The 15,300-nt window shown below is 59.1% G+C and carries 13 protein-coding genes; 4 read left to right on the forward strand and 9 right to left on the reverse strand.

Going from position 1 to position 15,300, the window contains the following annotated elements:
* The first annotated feature begins 61 nt into the window (after positions 1-61).
* The 3 genes from rhlE (at position 62) to ybiB (ending at position 4,878) form a co-directional block, all read left to right on the forward strand.
* Positions 62-1,432 carry an ATP-dependent RNA helicase RhlE gene (gene rhlE, locus NWP14_RS10960; protein WP_375215313.1) on the forward strand — a complete coding sequence of 457 codons (1,371 nt, stop codon included), beginning with the start codon at positions 62-64 and terminating at the stop codon, positions 1,430-1,432.
* Between the two features lie 207 nt (positions 1,433-1,639).
* A complete protein-coding gene (dinG, locus tag NWP14_RS10965) occupies positions 1,640-3,784 on the forward strand; it encodes an ATP-dependent DNA helicase DinG (RefSeq protein WP_346431849.1) in 2,145 nt (714 codons plus the stop codon).
* A gap of 125 nt (positions 3,785-3,909) precedes the next feature.
* On the forward strand, positions 3,910-4,878 hold the full coding sequence (gene ybiB, locus NWP14_RS10970; protein ID WP_095095338.1) for a DNA-binding protein YbiB: 969 nt from the start codon (positions 3,910-3,912) through the stop codon (positions 4,876-4,878).
* Between the two features lie 250 nt (positions 4,879-5,128).
* On the opposite strand, the gene ybiJ is transcribed toward ybiB, so the two are convergent.
* The 6 genes from ybiJ to NWP14_RS11000 all read right to left on the reverse strand — a co-directional run bounded on the left by ybiJ (position 5,129) and on the right by NWP14_RS11000 (position 10,481).
* Positions 5,129-5,389 (reverse strand): DUF1471 family protein YbiJ, encoded by a 261-nt coding sequence (gene ybiJ / locus NWP14_RS10975; protein ID WP_095095340.1) that lies wholly within the window; start codon positions 5,387-5,389, stop codon positions 5,129-5,131.
* 285 nt (positions 5,390-5,674) lie between these two features.
* Complete coding sequence (locus tag NWP14_RS10980) at positions 5,675-5,941, reverse strand: DksA/TraR family C4-type zinc finger protein (RefSeq protein ID WP_095095343.1); 267 nt, start codon at positions 5,939-5,941, stop codon at positions 5,675-5,677.
* 193 nt (positions 5,942-6,134) lie between these two features.
* Positions 6,135-6,812 carry a PKHD-type hydroxylase YbiX gene (gene ybiX / locus NWP14_RS10985; RefSeq protein ID WP_331835723.1) on the reverse strand — a complete coding sequence of 226 codons (678 nt, stop codon included), beginning with the start codon at positions 6,810-6,812 and terminating at the stop codon, positions 6,135-6,137.
* Positions 6,813-6,857: 45 nt separating this feature from the next.
* Positions 6,858-9,146: a catecholate siderophore receptor Fiu gene (locus NWP14_RS10990; RefSeq protein WP_375215314.1), complete on the reverse strand. Its 2,289-nt coding sequence runs from the start codon at positions 9,144-9,146 to the stop codon at positions 6,858-6,860.
* 289 nt (positions 9,147-9,435) lie between these two features.
* The gene (locus tag NWP14_RS10995) at positions 9,436-9,699 is read right to left on the reverse strand and encodes a DUF1471 domain-containing protein (protein WP_331835721.1); all 264 of its coding nucleotides are present in this window, start codon (positions 9,697-9,699) and stop codon (positions 9,436-9,438) included.
* 167 nt (positions 9,700-9,866) lie between these two features.
* Positions 9,867-10,481 (reverse strand): flavin reductase family protein, encoded by a 615-nt coding sequence (locus NWP14_RS11000; RefSeq protein WP_375215315.1) that lies wholly within the window; start codon positions 10,479-10,481, stop codon positions 9,867-9,869.
* A 95-nt stretch (positions 10,482-10,576) separates the two neighbouring features.
* Between NWP14_RS11000 and rlmF the strand changes: the two genes are divergently transcribed.
* Complete coding sequence (gene rlmF, locus NWP14_RS11005) at positions 10,577-11,491, forward strand: 23S rRNA (adenine(1618)-N(6))-methyltransferase RlmF (RefSeq protein ID WP_346431846.1); 915 nt, start codon at positions 10,577-10,579, stop codon at positions 11,489-11,491.
* 58 nt (positions 11,492-11,549) lie between these two features.
* On the opposite strand, the gene ybiO is transcribed toward rlmF, so the two are convergent.
* The 3 genes from ybiO to glnP all read right to left on the reverse strand — a co-directional run bounded on the left by ybiO (position 11,550) and on the right by glnP (position 15,254).
* Positions 11,550-13,766 carry a mechanosensitive channel protein gene (gene ybiO, locus NWP14_RS11010; protein ID WP_375215416.1) on the reverse strand — a complete coding sequence of 739 codons (2,217 nt, stop codon included), beginning with the start codon at positions 13,764-13,766 and terminating at the stop codon, positions 11,550-11,552.
* 109 nt (positions 13,767-13,875) lie between these two features.
* On the reverse strand, positions 13,876-14,598 hold the full coding sequence (gene glnQ, locus NWP14_RS11015) for a glutamine ABC transporter ATP-binding protein GlnQ (RefSeq protein ID WP_045854565.1): 723 nt from the start codon (positions 14,596-14,598) through the stop codon (positions 13,876-13,878).
* Complete coding sequence (glnP, locus tag NWP14_RS11020; RefSeq protein WP_095095381.1) at positions 14,595-15,254, reverse strand: glutamine ABC transporter permease GlnP; 660 nt, start codon at positions 15,252-15,254, stop codon at positions 14,595-14,597. The genes glnQ and glnP overlap by 4 nt, the downstream gene beginning before the upstream one ends.
* Positions 15,255-15,300 lie beyond the last annotated feature (46 nt).

Genomic DNA, 15,300 nt, shown 5'->3' on the forward strand with positions numbered 1-15,300 from the left:
CTTTCGCAATAATCTCCCTGAAAACTACGCCTGTAAAAGGCCGGGGCGGTTTGGAGTTGTTATGTCTTTTGATTCCCTTGGCCTGAATCCTGAAATCCTGCGTGCTGTCGCCGAACAGGGTTATGTTGAGCCAACCCCCATTCAGCAGCAGGCGATCCCTGCGGTGTTGCAGGGGCGCGATCTGATGGCCAGCGCCCAGACCGGCACCGGCAAAACGGCGGGCTTCACCCTGCCGCTGCTTCAGCATCTGATCCAGCAAGAACCGCACGCTAAGGGCCGTCGCCCGGTGCGCGCGCTGATCCTTACCCCAACGCGTGAGCTGGCTGCCCAGATTGGCGAAAACGTCCGTGATTACAGCAAGTATCTGAACGTTCGCTCGCTGGTGGTTTTCGGTGGCGTGAGCATTAACCCGCAGATGATGAAACTGCGCAGCGGCGTCGATATCCTGGTGGCAACGCCGGGTCGCCTGCTGGATCTGGAACACCAGAATGCCGTCAGCCTGGATAAGGTCGAAGTGCTGGTGCTGGATGAAGCCGACCGCATGCTGGATATGGGCTTTATCCATGATATTCGCCGCGTGCTGTCGAAGCTGCCGGCGAAGCGCCAGAACCTGCTGTTCTCGGCAACCTTCTCCGACGAGATTAAATCGCTGGCGGAAAAGCTGCTGCATAACCCGCTGGAAATCGAAGTCGCCCGTCGCAACACGGCTTCCGAGCAGGTAAGCCAGTACGTGCATTTTGTCGATAAGAAGCGCAAGCGCGAACTGCTGTCGCAGATGATCGGCGAAGGCAACTGGCAGCAGGTGCTGGTCTTTACCCGTACCAAGCATGGCGCCAACCACCTGGCGGAACAGCTGAACAAAGACGGCATTCGCAGCGCCGCTATCCACGGCAACAAAAGCCAGGGCGCGCGTACCCGCGCATTAGCTGATTTTAAATCCGGCGGCATTCGCGTGCTGGTGGCGACCGACATTGCCGCGCGCGGCCTTGATATTGAAGAGCTGCCGCACGTGGTGAACTACGAGCTGCCGAACGTGCCGGAAGATTATGTCCACCGTATTGGCCGTACCGGCCGCGCCGCCGCTACCGGCGAAGCGCTGTCGCTGGTCTGCGTTGATGAGCATAAGCTGCTGCACGACATCGAGCGTCTGCTGAAAAAAGAGATCCCACGCATTAGCGTTGCCGGCTATGAGCCGGATCCGTCCATCAGAGCGGAGCCGATTCAGAACGGTCGCCAGCAGCGCAGCGGCGGTGGCGGCGGTCGCGGTCAGGGCCAGGGACGCGGCGGCCAGAGTCAGGGGCGCAGCGGTCAGAGCCAGGGTCGTGGTCAGCAGTCTTCACCGCGCCGCAGCGACGGTGACGCGCCGAAAGCGCGTACTCAGGACGGCAAACCGCAGCGTCGTCGCTCCCGCAAGCCGGCGGCCGCTGAGTAACAGCACTTCCGCAAACCTGCTATCCCTGCGGCAGCCCGGCGCTGCCCGAGGGTATCGGTTTGCCTCTCCGGGCGGGTTTTCCTGCCCGGAACTCTCCCGCCTGATGCTAAACCTCGAGCACGATCCCCGTTTGCTCAGAAAGAAATTCCTCCAGCCAGGCAAAAAGTGTCACAATAGTGGCTGTTTATACAGTATTCAGGTTTTCTCATGGCTTTGACCACTGCGCTAAAAACGCAAATCGCCGCCTGGTATAAGGCGCTCCAGGAACAGATTCCTGACTTTATTCCCCGTACTCCGCAGCGGCAGATGATTGCTGACGTGGCGAAAACGCTCGCCGGGGAAGAGGGAAGGCACCTGGCGATTGAGGCGCCGACCGGCGTCGGGAAAACCCTGTCGTACCTGATCCCCGGTATCGCCATCGCCCGCGAAGAGCAAAAAACGCTGGTGGTCAGCACCGCCAACGTTGCGCTGCAGGACCAGATCTTCAGCAAAGACCTGCCGCTGCTGCGTAAAATTATTCCCGACCTGCGCTTCACCGCCGCCTTTGGCCGCGGGCGCTACGTTTGCCCGCGTAACCTCAACGCGATGGCCAGCACAGAGCCAACGCAGCAGGACCTGCTGGCGTTTCTTGACGACGATCTCACGCCGAATAATCAGGCGGAGCAGAAGCTGTGCGCCACTCTGAAGACCGATCTTGATAGCTATAAATGGGACGGCCTGCGCGATCATAGCGACAAGGCCATCGATGACGCGCTGTGGGGCCGTCTGAGCACCGATAAGGCAAGCTGCCTGAACCGCAACTGCCACTACTATCGCGAATGTCCGTTCTTCGTCGCCCGGCGTGAGATTCAGGAGGCCGAAGTGGTGGTGGCAAACCACGCGCTGGTGATGGCGGCGATGGAGAGCGAAGCGGTGCTGCCGGAGCCGAAAAATCTGCTGCTGGTGCTCGATGAGGGCCACCACCTGCCCGACGTCGCCCGGGATGCGCTGGAGATGAGCGCCGAAATTACCGCCCCCTGGTATCGGCTACAGCTCGATCTTTTCACCCGCCTGGTGGCGACCTGCATGGAGCAGTTTCGCCCCAAAACGACGCCGCCGCTGGCGAACCCCGAGCGCCTGAATGCCCACTGCGAGGAGCTGTCCGAGCTTATCTCTTCGCTGAATAATATTTTGAATCTGTATATGCCCGCCGCTCAGGAAGCCGAACACCGTTTCCCGATGGGGGAGCTGCCGCAGGAGGTGATGGATATCTGCCAGCGGCTGGCCAAACTGACCGAGACGCTGCGCGGCCTGGCGGAGCTGTTTCTTAACGATCTCAGCGAAAAAACCGGCAGCCATGACGTGGTTCGCCTGCACCGGGTGCTGCTGCAAATGAACCGCGCGCTGGGCATGTTTGAAAGCCAGAGCAAGCTGTGGCGACTGGCGTCGCTGGCGCAGTCATCCGGCGCGCCGGTCACTAAATGGGCCTCCCGCGTTCTGCGCGACGGCCAGGCGCACATCTGGTTCCACTGCGTCGGGATTCGCGTCAGTGAACAGCTGGAAAGGCTGTTGTGGCGCAGCGTGCCGCATATTGTCGTCACCTCCGCCACCCTGCGTTCGCTGAACAGCTTTTCTCGCCTGCAGGAGATGAGCGGCCTCAAGGAGAAGGCCGGCGATCGCTTCGTCGCCCTGGATTCTCCCTTCAACCACGTTGAGCAGGGAAAAATTATCATCCCGCAGATGCACTATGAGCCGGTCATCGACAACGAAGAGCAGCATATTGCCGAAATGGCGGCCTGCTTTCGTGAGCACGTAGAGAGCAAAAAGCACCTCGGGATGCTGGTGCTGTTTGCCAGCGGGCGGGCGATGCAGCGTTTTCTCGAGCACGTCACCGATCTGCGCCTGATGCTGCTGGTTCAGGGCGATAAGCCCCGCTATCGGCTGGTGGAGCTGCATCGTAAAAAGGTGGAGAGCGGCGAGCGTAGCGTGCTGGTCGGGCTGCAGTCGTTTGCCGAGGGGCTGGACCTCAAGGGCGAGCTGCTCAGCCAGGTCCATATTCACAAAATTGCCTTCCCGCCGATAGACAGCCCGGTGGTGATCACCGAAGGCGAGTGGCTTAAAAGCCTGAACCGCTACCCCTTCGAAGTGCAAAGCCTGCCAAGCGCCTCTTTCAACCTGATTCAGCAGGTAGGCCGTCTGATCCGTAGCCACAGCTGCTGGGGGGAGGTGGTGATTTACGATAAGCGTTTGTTGACCAAAAATTACGGCAAGCGTTTACTGAATGCATTACCCGTGTTTCCGATAGAGCAGCCTGCCGTCCCGGAGGTTATAGTAAAAAGTAAAACAAAACAGACGCGTCGCAGACGTCGTTAGCGGCGCAGGTCGGCAATGTGAGCAGCACGACTCGTCTTCCTTCACGCCGTCGGTGACGGGTTGCCGGAATAATACGGCGGCAATCTGTGTATCGCGTGAAGCAGGGCGGATAAGAGGAATCTTCGATGGATTACACCAAGATCATTAAAGAAGTCGGACGGGGGAAAAATCACGCCCGCGACCTGGATGTGGAGACCGCCCGCGCGCTGTACGCACGGATGCTAAGCGGTGAGGTTGCGGAGCTTGAGCTCGGCGCGATCCTGATTGCCCTGCGTATTAAGGGTGAAGGCGAAGCTGAGATGAAGGGCTTCTATGAAGCGATGCAGCAGCAAACTCTGCGCCTGACGCCGCCGGTAGCGCGGCCGATGCCGATTGTGATCCCGAGCTACAACGGCGCGCGTAAGCAGGCCAACCTGACGCCGCTGCTTGCCGTCCTGCTGCATAAGCTCGGCTTCCCGGTGCTGGTGCACGGTGTCAGCCACGATCCAACCCGGGTGCTGACGGAGACGATTTTTGCGCTGATGGGGATCCCGGTTACGCAACACGGCGGTCAGGCCCAGGCGCGTCTGGATGGCCACGAACCGGTCTACGTCCCCGTTGGCGTCCTGTGTCCACCGCTGGAGAAGCAGCTGGCTCTGCGCTGGCGGATGGGCGTGCGCAACAGCGCGCATACGCTGGCTAAGCTGGCGACGCCGTTTGCTGAAAATGCGGCGCTGCGGTTGTCGAGCGTGTCGCATCCGGAATACATCGGCAAGGTGGCAAAATTCTTTAGCGAAACCGGCGGTCGTGCGCTGCTGATGCACGGTACTGAAGGCGAAGTCTATGCCAACCCTCAGCGCTGTCCGCAAATTAGCCTGATTGACGAGAGCGGAACGCGGGCGCTGTACGAGCGGCAGAATGATGCGCCGACGCAGCCGGTAGCGCTGCCGGAATCAAAAGATCCTGCGGTGACCGCGCGCTGGATTGAGCGCTGCGTGGCCGGGATCGAGCCGCTGCCGCTGCCGCTGCGGATCCAGCTGGCATGCTGCCTGCTGGCGACCGGAGAGGCTGCGTCCCTGGAGCAGGGGCTGGCTAAGGTTGCAGAACGCTGGTAGCGCGCGGAGGCTTACTCGCAGAGGGAATCATCAAGGAGCGCGGGGTAATAGTGAACGGAACATTCCGCCTACCCGAGCATGTACAGAAGTTAATCGCGCGATAAGGCTTCGCAAAACCACCGCCTGAATGCATCACTCGACCCTGCGAGAACCCCAAAAAAAAGCCCGTCCGGTGGCACGGACGGGCAAAACAAGGGTATTAAAGGGTATTTCAGGGGTAATACAGTGGCATTACAGGGTCGGGCGGCGATTATTTATAGATAACCGCGGTACCGCTAACTTTGTTGTTGGTGTTAGCGGAGGTGATGCTGTAACCAGTCGCGCCAGCGGCATCCGCTTTAGCAGCCAGTTTGGCTTCCAGGCCATCCAGAGTCGTTGCGCCTTCCGCAGAAACGACGCCGATTTTATTCATGCTTTCTGCCTGAGACGGGGTTACCGACTGAGCGGCGAAAGCGCCAAAGGACAGAGCGGACAGGGCGATAGCAGCGGCAGCATATTTGATGGTTTTCATAGTTAATCTCTCGCAGGTTGTTCTGTTAAGGTGACGATGTTCCGTCGATGTGATAAGTATCACGTTTTTTTGCGAGATATAAAATCGAAGGAAATTAACAGTCTCCATCGAATTTTTTGAATGATTATTAATTTATTGATTATTAATAAATTATTTATAAGAAACGGGGCGCCGGATTCTGCAGCGGGGTTCTGCGGGCTTTCAGGGCACATTTTGCTACTTTATTCGCCAAAAAACGTGCGCGAAAAGATAACGCGATCTGTGGTAATGAACGGTAAAGGAAGGTCAACGTAGCTGGCTATCCTTGGAGCCACGCCGATTATATCCTGAAAATGTATTGTTATGTAAGTCTTTATCCTGCTGGCATTTCACGCAGAACCTGACCCCAGGGATCGCCTTGCGCCGGGCCTCCGGAATGGGCTCTCCGCATTCATCACAAAATTTGTGGCTCTCGCCGGCCGGTAGCTCGCTTCGCGCCCGCGCCACCGCATCGTCAATTGTGCTGTCGATCTGCTGCTGTACCGCGTCATCATTTGCCCAGCCTGATGCCATGATATATCCCCCATCTGATGCTGTATCAATTAACCGAGTGTCTAAAACGTTCGAACTGCCGCCAGGCGGCGGGAGCCGCGTTCTCGTGGATCGTGGAAAGCGGCGCGGCGTGAGCGCGCTTTATCAGCGCGACGGCCGCCGGAAATTAAGAAGAGTATAGATAAGATGGGGGCAAAAAAGGGCCAGACAAGGCTTAGATCTCCGACCATTCCCGCAGCAGGTTATGGTACAGATTGAGCAGCGATAAGACCTCTTCACTCTCGCCGTGGCGGCTCTTCAGCGCCTGGATAGTGCCGTCCAGTTCGAACAGCATCGCGCGCCGTTTATCATCGCGGATCATCGACTGGACCCACAGGAAGGAGGCGACGCGCGCGCCCTGAGTCACCGGGGTCACGCAGTGCAGGCTGCTTGAAGGGTAGAGCACCAGATCGCCCGCCGGGAGTTTAACCGCATGCTGGCCGTAGGTATCGTTGATGACCAGCTCGCCGCCGGTATAGTCGTCCGGGGCGCTAAGAAACAGGGTGGCGGAAAGGTCGGTGCGCATCCAGCCGCCCTGGGCCTGGCTGCGCACCGCGCCGTCAACGTGAAAACCGTAGGTTTCGCTCTGCTGATAGCGGTTGAACAGAGGGCTGGAGAGGGTTTTTGGCAGCGCGGCGGCGAAAAACAGCGAGCTACGGTTGAGCGCCGCCAGCACCTTGCCCTGCAGTTCGTCGTAAAGCGCGCTGCGGGTGTCTACCTGCTGATTATTTTTTACCTGGGCGCCCTGATCGCCGGTGGTTGCGCGTCCGTCAACCCACTCGGCCTGCTGCAGCCGCCCGGTAAAATAGTCAACTTCCTGTGGGCTGAGGACGGCGGGAATATGGTACATCATGGTTATTTCTCCTGAACAGACGGGGCGCAAGCGCCCCGCTGCGGATTAGAAGTGCATATTGGCGGTCAGCAGGAACGTACGCGGTTCGCCCGGATGATAGCGGTAGCCGCTCTTGTTGATTGAGGCGACATAGTTGGTATCAAACAGGTTATAGACGTTCAGCTGCAGATCGAGGTTACGGTTAATGCGATAGCCGACCTTCGCATCTGCCACCCAGTAGCCTTCGGTGTAGGACGGCGTGCCGACGGCGCCATCGCTGCCGCGGTGCATACTGCCGATATAGCGCGCGCCGGCGCCAAGGGCAAGAGCATCGGTGGCCTGGTACTGGCTCCAGACGGTAAAGGCGTGTTCAGGCGTGTACGGCAGCGCGCTGGTGCCGTCCTGGGCGACGTTCTTGCCTTCTCTGATGCTGGCGTGCTGCTGGGTATATCCGCCGATGACCTGCCAGTCCGGGGTGATGTTACCGGCCAGCGACAGCTCGTAGCCTTCGACGCGCTTTTTGCCGTACTGGGAGTAGGTGCCGTCGTCGTTTTGCTCGACTTCGTTTTCAATATCGGTACGGAACAGGGCCGCCGTCAGCAGCAGGCGCTTATCCATCAGCTCCCACTTGGTGCCCACTTCGCTGGTTTTCGCTTTCTGCGGCTGGAAATCGGTGCGGTTGGCGCTATTCCCCGTTCCGCTCTGCGCCAGCGCGAAGTTGCTGCCGCCCGGAGGCTGCTGAGAAATGGCGTAGTTGACGTAGACGTTGCCGTTATCGGTCAGATGATACAGCGCGCCGGCCTTCCAGTTAACCAGGTTGCCGCTGGTTGAAGTATCAACGGTGGTCACCGGCGAGTTTTTCGCCACGCCGTCCGGACAGGCAATCGCGCCACGACCGCTACCGCCGCACAGGCTAGCACTGTCGTATTTAGTCTGGTAGTTATCCAGACGAATGCCGCCGTTGATCTCAAAGTCACGGGTAATCTGCAGGGTATCAAAGGCATAGACCCCGAAGGTGTCGGTCTGTCCGTTGGCGTTGGCGCCGCTCCGATCCAGGCCGCCGATGGAGATCGCGCTGTTCGGGTGGTAGATATTCACCGCCGGAGGCGTGATGGGATAAACCCCGTAGTTAGTTTGAGTTTCGCGGGTCAGCTCGAAACCGGCGCTGATGTCATGACCGATCGATCCGGTATAGAACTTTGAGGTCAGGTTGGTCTGGTTGGTCAGAATTTTATTGCTGACGTCCTTGGTGTTAGCCAGGCGTGACCAGCTCCAGGTGCCGACATCGTTCGGGTTCGGCTGGGTGATGTTTGTTGCGCCGCCCATCACCGCGGTGAGTAAATAATCCTGCTTCACGCGCGACCAGCGGGTGGTGTTGCGGATGGTCGTGGTATCGCTCAGATCGTGCTCGAAGCGCATGGTCACCGTGTCGGTCGTGGAATCGTCGTAATCCGAATCGGTACCGTAGAAGTTGCTGGTCGCGACTTTACCGGAGTGATTCAGGGCCGCGGTACCTGCGCTCGGTGCGGAGTATCCCGGCAGGCCGATGGTAGGAATACCGCCGTCCGGAGTGTTGTGCTGGGTTACGTGGAGATAGTTGAGATACAGGCGGTTCTCCGTGCCGAGGCCGAAGGCGGCCGATGGCGCAACCCCGTAGCGCTCATTTTTAACGTTGTCGCGGCCGGCATCATGGGTTTTCTCGCCCATCAGGTTCAGGCGCACCGCGCTGGTTTCGCCGACCGTCTGGTTGATATCGAACGTGCCGCGGCGGAACCAGGCGCTGCCGACGCTGGCGGAGGCGTCAATGCCGGAGTCCAGGCGCGGCTGCTTGCTGATCATATTGATGGAGCCGGTTGGCGCGCTGCGGCCGTAGTCAGAACCCGATGGGCCCTTGATGACTTCGACCTGTTCGGTGTTAAAGGTGTCGCGGGTCACGCTGCCGATATCGCGAACGCCATCAATATAGATGCTGTTTGACGTATCGGCACCGCGCATATAGATGGAGTCACCGGTAGATGAGCTGCCGTTTTCACCGGCATAAAAGGCCCCGACGCCCGGCACGTTTTTCAACGCATCGGTAAGGTTGGTGACGCCCTGATCTTTCATCACCTGTTCGGAAACCACCGTTACCGTACGGGTCGTATCGACCAGCGGTCGGGAAAACTTGGGATCGGCGGATTGGGTTGGGGCATACAGCGAGGGCGCCTGCGCCTCTACCACCAGCGTTTCGCCGCCATTTTTTTCAGTGCCATCCGCTGCCAGCACCTGGCCTGTCGGCGACAGGCTCAGACACAGGCCGGTAAAGATCGTCAGCGAGCCAAAACTGCTGAACGGTAAATTATGTTTTTTATCCATTTCAATGAGCAACTTATAGTTTTAATTTGAGCCATTAAGACCGCAGGCAAAGCGATGCCGTGCCCCCGACCACTGCAGGTGTTTGTTACAACAACAATGCTTTTGATAATGATTGTGATAAGCATTATCAAACAACGGCAGATTTTCTATCACTCATTTATAAAAAAATAAATACATTTATTTACATTAGCTGCATTTTTTCTACATAAACCGATTTTGTCAGCAGAGAACGGCGCGAACGTGGGCGAAGGCGGTTGGAACTCCGCTTCCGACCCGAGCGGCCGGCGCGCTATTTATAGATGATGGCGGTCCCCGACATCCTGTTTGTGCCGCCGGCAGAGTTGATACGCCAGGCTATCGCCCCCTGCTGATGCGCTTTTTGCGCCAGCTGTGCCTGCAGATCGTCGAGATTGCTGGCGCCAGAGGCGGAGACGGTGCCTGAAGGCCGCAGCGGGCCGGGGTCGGCGGGAGCGGAGAGGGGAGCTGCGGCCTGCGCGGTAAAAGAGGCGGCGGCAAGCGCGATAGTCGCGAATAGCAGCAGAGATTTTCTCATGAGCATATCCTCATTAACGGCATGGGACATACTCTAAGTTTAGGCCTTTGCCGGAGAGTATTCAGGATAAAAAATTGAAGCTAAACAACGATTTTTTTGCGCAAACGCCGCTCGCCCGCGCGAATAACGTCGTGGCGAACGAACGGCGAGCCAGCGCGGAGATGGCGCTAGCGGGCGTCGGGGCGGATCAGATCAAAACGCTGGCTTTCATCAATACCGTAGTAGGCGCTCGGGCCACCGGCACGCAGGATCGGCTGGGCTTTGGCGGTCTGATAGACCCCCTCTTCCAGCAGCGACTCGTCGATATGGACCGCAACAACTTCGCCAAGTACCAGCCAGCTGTCGACGGGGGTGCCATCGGCGGCCGTTAAGCGGACGCACTGCGAGAGCCGACACTCAAAGTTCACCGGGCTTTCCGCTACCCGCGGGGCGGCGACGATCCGGCTGGCGGCGGCGGTCAGCCCGGCGCGGATGAATTCATCTTCGTGGCGCGGGAGGGTGGCAGAGGTCTCGTTCATGGCTTCGGCCAGCGGACGGGTTGCCAGGTTCCAGACAAATTCCTTAGTTTCGACAATATTCTGTACGCTATCCTTCCAACCGCTGCTGGCAAAGCCGATAATCGGTGGCCGGTAGTTGAAGCAGTTAAAGAAACTGTAGGGCGCGAGATTGCGCTGTCCTGCCGCATCCAGCGAGGCGATCCAGCCGATAGGACGCGGCCCGATAATAGCGTTAAGCGGGTCGTGCGGCAGACCGTGTCCCTGTGAAGGTTGATAGAAATACATAGAATACCCGTAACGGAAGAGGAGATATCCAGACTCCCTTATTTACCGCGCCGCCGTCAACGGGTATCTTACGCGGCTGTTCAAAGGAGATTGCCATGAAAGCCCAGAAACCGGGGTTACACCCGCGTAACCGTCATCATCAACGCTATGATTTGCCCGCGCTATGCCTGGCTCACCCCGAGCTACAGGGCTTTATCACCCTGAATCCGCTGGGCGAGCAGACCGTTGACTTTGCCAACCCGCTCGCGGTGAAGGCGCTGAATAAGGCGCTGCTGGCGCACTTTTACGCGGTGAAACACTGGGATATTCCGGATGGCTTCCTGTGTCCGCCGGTGCCGGGAAGGGCGGATTATATCCACCACCTCGCCGATCTGCTGGCGCTGGATACCGGCACTATTCCTGAGAATGCGAGCATTCTCGATGTGGGCACCGGCGCAAACTGTATCTACCCGCTGATCGGCGTGCATGAGTATGGCTGGCGCTTTACCGGCAGTGAAATCAGCCAGGAAGCGCTCTCCAGCGCCCAGGCCATTATTGCCGGCAACCCGGGAATGAGCCGCCAGATTCGCCTGCGTCGTCAAAAAGACGCCACGGCGATTTTTGCCGGCGTGATTCATAAAAACGAATGCTTTGACGCGACGCTATGCAACCCGCCGTTCCACGATTCCGCCGCCAGCGCGCAGGCGGGCGGCGAGCGCAAACGGCGTAACCTGGGCCTGGGCGCCGATAGCGTGATGAACTTCGGCGGCCAGCAGCAGGAGCTGTGGTGTGAAGGCGGAGAGGTGGCCTTCATCACCCGGATGATCCAGGAGAGCCAGCAGTTTGGCCGTCAGGTGAAATGGTTTACGTCGCTGGTTTCTCGCGGCGATAATCTGCCGCCGCTGTATCGTGCCCTGACCGAAGTCGGCGCGGTGAAGGTGGTGAAAAAAGAGATGGCGCAGGGGCAGAAGCAGAGCCGCTTTATCGCCTGGACCTTTATGGATGAAGCAAAGCGCCGACGCGCGTTTTAAGCCGTTCGGCGGCCGCGCTTCTTCTTCGCGCCCCGGTCTGCTCCGTGCCGCCGGGGCGCTATAGCGTTGGCTCCGCGGGGGCCGGCGGCCCGGCGGCGACGGAGGGCGTCATCGGCAGCACCTGGTAGGTTTGCACCGGGGCGCGCACGCCGGCAAGGTCGAAATGCCTTTTGACCTGCGTATCCAGCGCAAAACGTACCGTCCACTGCTTCAGCGGCAGCGTGGTAAACGTCACCCGTAGGGTAAAGGCGGTATTGCTCAGACCGACAAGCCCGGCAAACGACGGCTCGCCAATCACCAGCCCGCGGACCTCCTCCTGGGCCATTACGTCCGCAACCGCATCCTTCAGCGCCTGGTTGGCCTTATCCAGATCCTCCTGACGATCGACATCATAGTTAGCCACCACCGAGCCTATTCCGCGCACGAAGTTGGCGAAAGTGGTGATCGAAGACCACGGAATAATATGGTAGGCGCCGGTATCCTGGCGCACCCCGACCGAGCGGATCGACATCCGTTCCACCGTGCCGGTTAACGGCCCGATCGTCACCAGATCGCCGGTGTTCATCCCGTTTTCAAACTGGATAAAAATGCCGGTGATAATATCTTTCACCAGCGTTTGCGCGCCGAAAGAGATAGCCAGCCCCAGCGCCCCCGCGCCCGCCAGCAGCGGGGCGATATTCACCCCCACTTCGGAGAGCAGGATCATCACGGTGATGGTACTGATGATCACCGCCAGCGCGTTGCGAAACAGCGTCAGCAGCGTTCTCGCCCGGGCGCCCGGCAGCGGACGGCCGTGAATATCCGAGGCGAGGCGGTTTTCTATCAGGCTGGCGAGCAGCGTCCAGCCGATGGCGGAAAAGAACAGGATGAGCGCGATGCGGATCATGACATCCACCGCCTTCTGCCCGGCGCCGTTATGCATCCAGTTCCAGAAGTCGAACAGCCCCCAGGCGCTGAGCAGCAGCATAATGGCGACGGCGACCACTAGAATGCGCGCCACCTTCAGCGCCACGGAGATCCAGCCGTTGAGCCGTTTTTGCAGCTCAGGGTAGCTGCGCTGGGTTTGCGGCGACAGGGTGATGGTTTTGGCTATCCAGCGCGACAGAATGCCGGAGATCAGCGCCGCGGCGCCGACGAGCGCCAGGCTGCGCACCGTGGCGCCCATCATAAACTTCAGGCTGTTGCCGGGGTCGAAAAGCGAGAAGAAAAACAGCACGATGAAATAGGCGCAGGCCAGCCAGTGCCACACCAGCGCGAAGGCGCGGATAAACAGGCTGAAGAAGGCCAGCGAGCGATCCGCCAGATGAATCAGCCCTTCGGTAATCACGTGCTTGTTATGAAAAATCAGATACAGCGCCCACAGGGTGATGCACAGCATAATAGTCACGTTGGCCAGCGCGCCGACCTGGACGTTGACCTGGTTGGAGATAATCGGCACGGCGACGATCAGGCCGTAGCCAATCAGGCTGCTGAGCGCGCTCAGGCGTAGGTTCCAGTATTTCGCACTGTCGTCGCTGAGGTTAAACGGCCGCAGCTCCGCCACTCGTGGGCAGAAGATCAGCCGCAGAATGGCTTTGAAGAACTCGATCAGCGCGAAGGCGTTCAGAAACAGGCTTTGCTGGAAGGCGATGGTGCGGTTGCCTCCGTTCAGCCTGTCGCTGAGGAGCTGGCCAACGAACAGCGTGAGCGCCAGCAGGATCAGATCGAAAATAAAGGCGCCGGCAATCGTGGCCGGCAGCTGCAGCCAGTTGCTGCGATCGTGGTTTTTATGCCGTCCCCATTGGCCCATTTTGCGATACAGCGGCAGCGCGGCCAGCCGCACCAGCCACCAGAAGGTAAAGACCAGCGCCGCCAGCAGCAGGAAGGTGCTCGCGGCGTGGCGAAAGGTATCGGCATGGAAAGGCTTATGCGGCGCGCCGGTGATATTGCGCCACAGCTGCGAGAAACGCGACGAGAAGCGCTCGCCGTATTCACGGCTGATGTGGGTAACGTTTTCCAGCACCGTCGGCTGATCTTCCTCTTTCGGCGGCGTGAGCGTTGGCGCGCTGGCCGGCGGCGGCGTGGCGGCGGCGGTGCGCAGCTGGTCGATTAGCTCCTGACGGGCGGCGTCGTTATCCAGCACATCGGCCAGCGCCGCGTAGGCGGCCTTTTTCTTCTCAAGGTCGGGTTCATTGCTGCCGGACTGCTGCGGGGTAGCGGTTGGGACGCCGGCCAGGCCTGCGGCGGAAAGCGGGGCGGTAAATAGCGCGGCAAGCAGTAACAGGATCCACGGCACGAGCACCTCCATTGCGTCTCAAACCAGTAAGTATAGAAGACGATGTCAGGAGGGAGGGGGTGGGATGAATCTGGAAAGCGGCTCCCCGCGCCGGGGGAGCCTTGGGCTATCAGGCAACGTGCTGCAGGAATTCGCGCAGGCGCGGGCTCGGCGGGTTCTTAACCAGAACCTGCGGATCGCCATCTTCCGCAATACGACCTTTATCAATGAAGATCAGGCGGGAGGCCACTTTTTCGGCGAAGCCGATTTCGTGGGTAACGATAACCATCGTCATCCCTTCCTCTGCCAGGTCCTGCATTACCTTCAGCACTTCATGGCGCAGCTCCGGGTCCAGCGCGGAGGTTGGCTCATCGAACAGCATCATTTTCGGCTTCACCGCCAGCGCGCGGGCGATGGCCACACGCTGCTGCTGGCCGCCGGAGAGCTCTGAAGGATAGTGGTGCGCGCGTTCAGCCAGCCCCACTTTTTCCAGCAGATCTTTCGCCAGCTTCTCGGCCGCCTCTTTCTTCGCCCCGCGCACGCGCAGCGGCCCGAACATCACGTTCTCCAGCGCCGTCAGGTGCGGGAACAGATAGAACTGCTGGAACACCATGCCGGCTTCCTGGCGGATCAGGCGATCGTCTACCTTCGGATCGTTGACCTTCAGGCCGTCGACAATCAGCTCGCCGCTGGTTATCTCTTCCAGCTTGTTGATGCAGCGCAGCAGGGTTGATTTACCTGAGCCGGAAGGCCCGATAATCACCACGACTTCACCTTTGTTAATCTTCAGATCGATATCATGCAGCACCTTGGTTGGGCCAAAGTGCTTGGAAACGTTTTTAAATTCAATCACAGGATTTTCATCCTTCTTTCAAGACGGCGCAGAATAAAGCTCAGAACCAGGGTGATAATCAGATAAATAACGGCAACGGCGCTCCAGATCTCCAGCGCGCGGAAGTTACCGGCAATAATCTCCTGTCCCTGGCGGGTCAGTTCGGCAACGCCGATGACGATAAAGAGCGAGGTGTCTTTGATGCTGATGATCCACTGGTTGCCCAGCGGCGGCAGCATACGGCGCAGCGCCAGCGGCAGGATCACGTGGCGAATCGTTTCGCCTCGGGACAGGCCGAGCGCCAGGCCGGCTTCGCGAAAGCCCTTGTGGATAGAGAGCACCGCGCCGCGGGTAATTTCCGCGATGTAGGCGCCGGAGTTGATCATGATCGTCACCACCGCGGCGGAGAACGGATCGATGCGTAAATCATTAAACGCCATCGGCAGGGCGAAGTAGATAAACATGACCTGCACCACGATTGGGGTGCCGCGAATAATTTCAATAAAGACCAGCGCGATGTGGTTCGCTATCCAGCCGCCAAAGCAGCGGGCGAAACCGGCGACGAGGCCGATTATCAGACCGCCAGCCAGGCCGAGGACCGAGATCCACAGCGTCATTTTGGCGCCTTCCAGCAAAATCGGAATGGCGGGCCAGATGGCACTCCAGTCAAACTGCATAATTCGTTCCTGTTACCGTGTCGAAAAACAGAGGATGGCCCTCTGA

The organism is Klebsiella sp. C349492, from assembly GCF_042055345.1.
Taxonomy (GTDB): domain Bacteria; phylum Pseudomonadota; class Gammaproteobacteria; order Enterobacterales; family Enterobacteriaceae; genus Klebsiella; species Klebsiella scottii.

Excerpts from the sequence above, each read along its gene's own strand:
- rhlE (WP_375215313.1), top strand. The coding sequence starts at position 62 with ATGTCTTTTGATTCCCTTGGCCTGAATCCTGAAATCCTGCGTGCTGTC.
- dinG (WP_346431849.1), top strand. The coding sequence starts at position 1,640 with ATGGCTTTGACCACTGCGCTAAAAACGCAAATCGCCGCCTGGTATAAG.
- ybiB (WP_095095338.1), top strand. The coding sequence starts at position 3,910 with ATGGATTACACCAAGATCATTAAAGAAGTCGGACGGGGGAAAAATCAC.
- ybiJ (WP_095095340.1), bottom strand. The coding sequence starts at position 5,389 with ATGAAAACCATCAAATATGCTGCCGCTGCTATCGCCCTGTCCGCTCTG.
- NWP14_RS10980 (WP_095095343.1), bottom strand. The coding sequence starts at position 5,941 with ATGGCATCAGGCTGGGCAAATGATGACGCGGTACAGCAGCAGATCGAC.
- ybiX (WP_331835723.1), bottom strand. The coding sequence starts at position 6,812 with ATGATGTACCATATTCCCGCCGTCCTCAGCCCACAGGAAGTTGACTAT.
- NWP14_RS10990 (WP_375215314.1), bottom strand. The coding sequence starts at position 9,146 with ATGGATAAAAAACATAATTTACCGTTCAGCAGTTTTGGCTCGCTGACG.
- NWP14_RS10995 (WP_331835721.1), bottom strand. The coding sequence starts at position 9,699 with ATGAGAAAATCTCTGCTGCTATTCGCGACTATCGCGCTTGCCGCCGCC.
- NWP14_RS11000 (WP_375215315.1), bottom strand. The coding sequence starts at position 10,481 with ATGTATTTCTATCAACCTTCACAGGGACACGGTCTGCCGCACGACCCG.
- rlmF (WP_346431846.1), top strand. The coding sequence starts at position 10,577 with ATGAAAGCCCAGAAACCGGGGTTACACCCGCGTAACCGTCATCATCAA.
- glnP (WP_095095381.1), bottom strand. The coding sequence starts at position 15,254 with ATGCAGTTTGACTGGAGTGCCATCTGGCCCGCCATTCCGATTTTGCTG.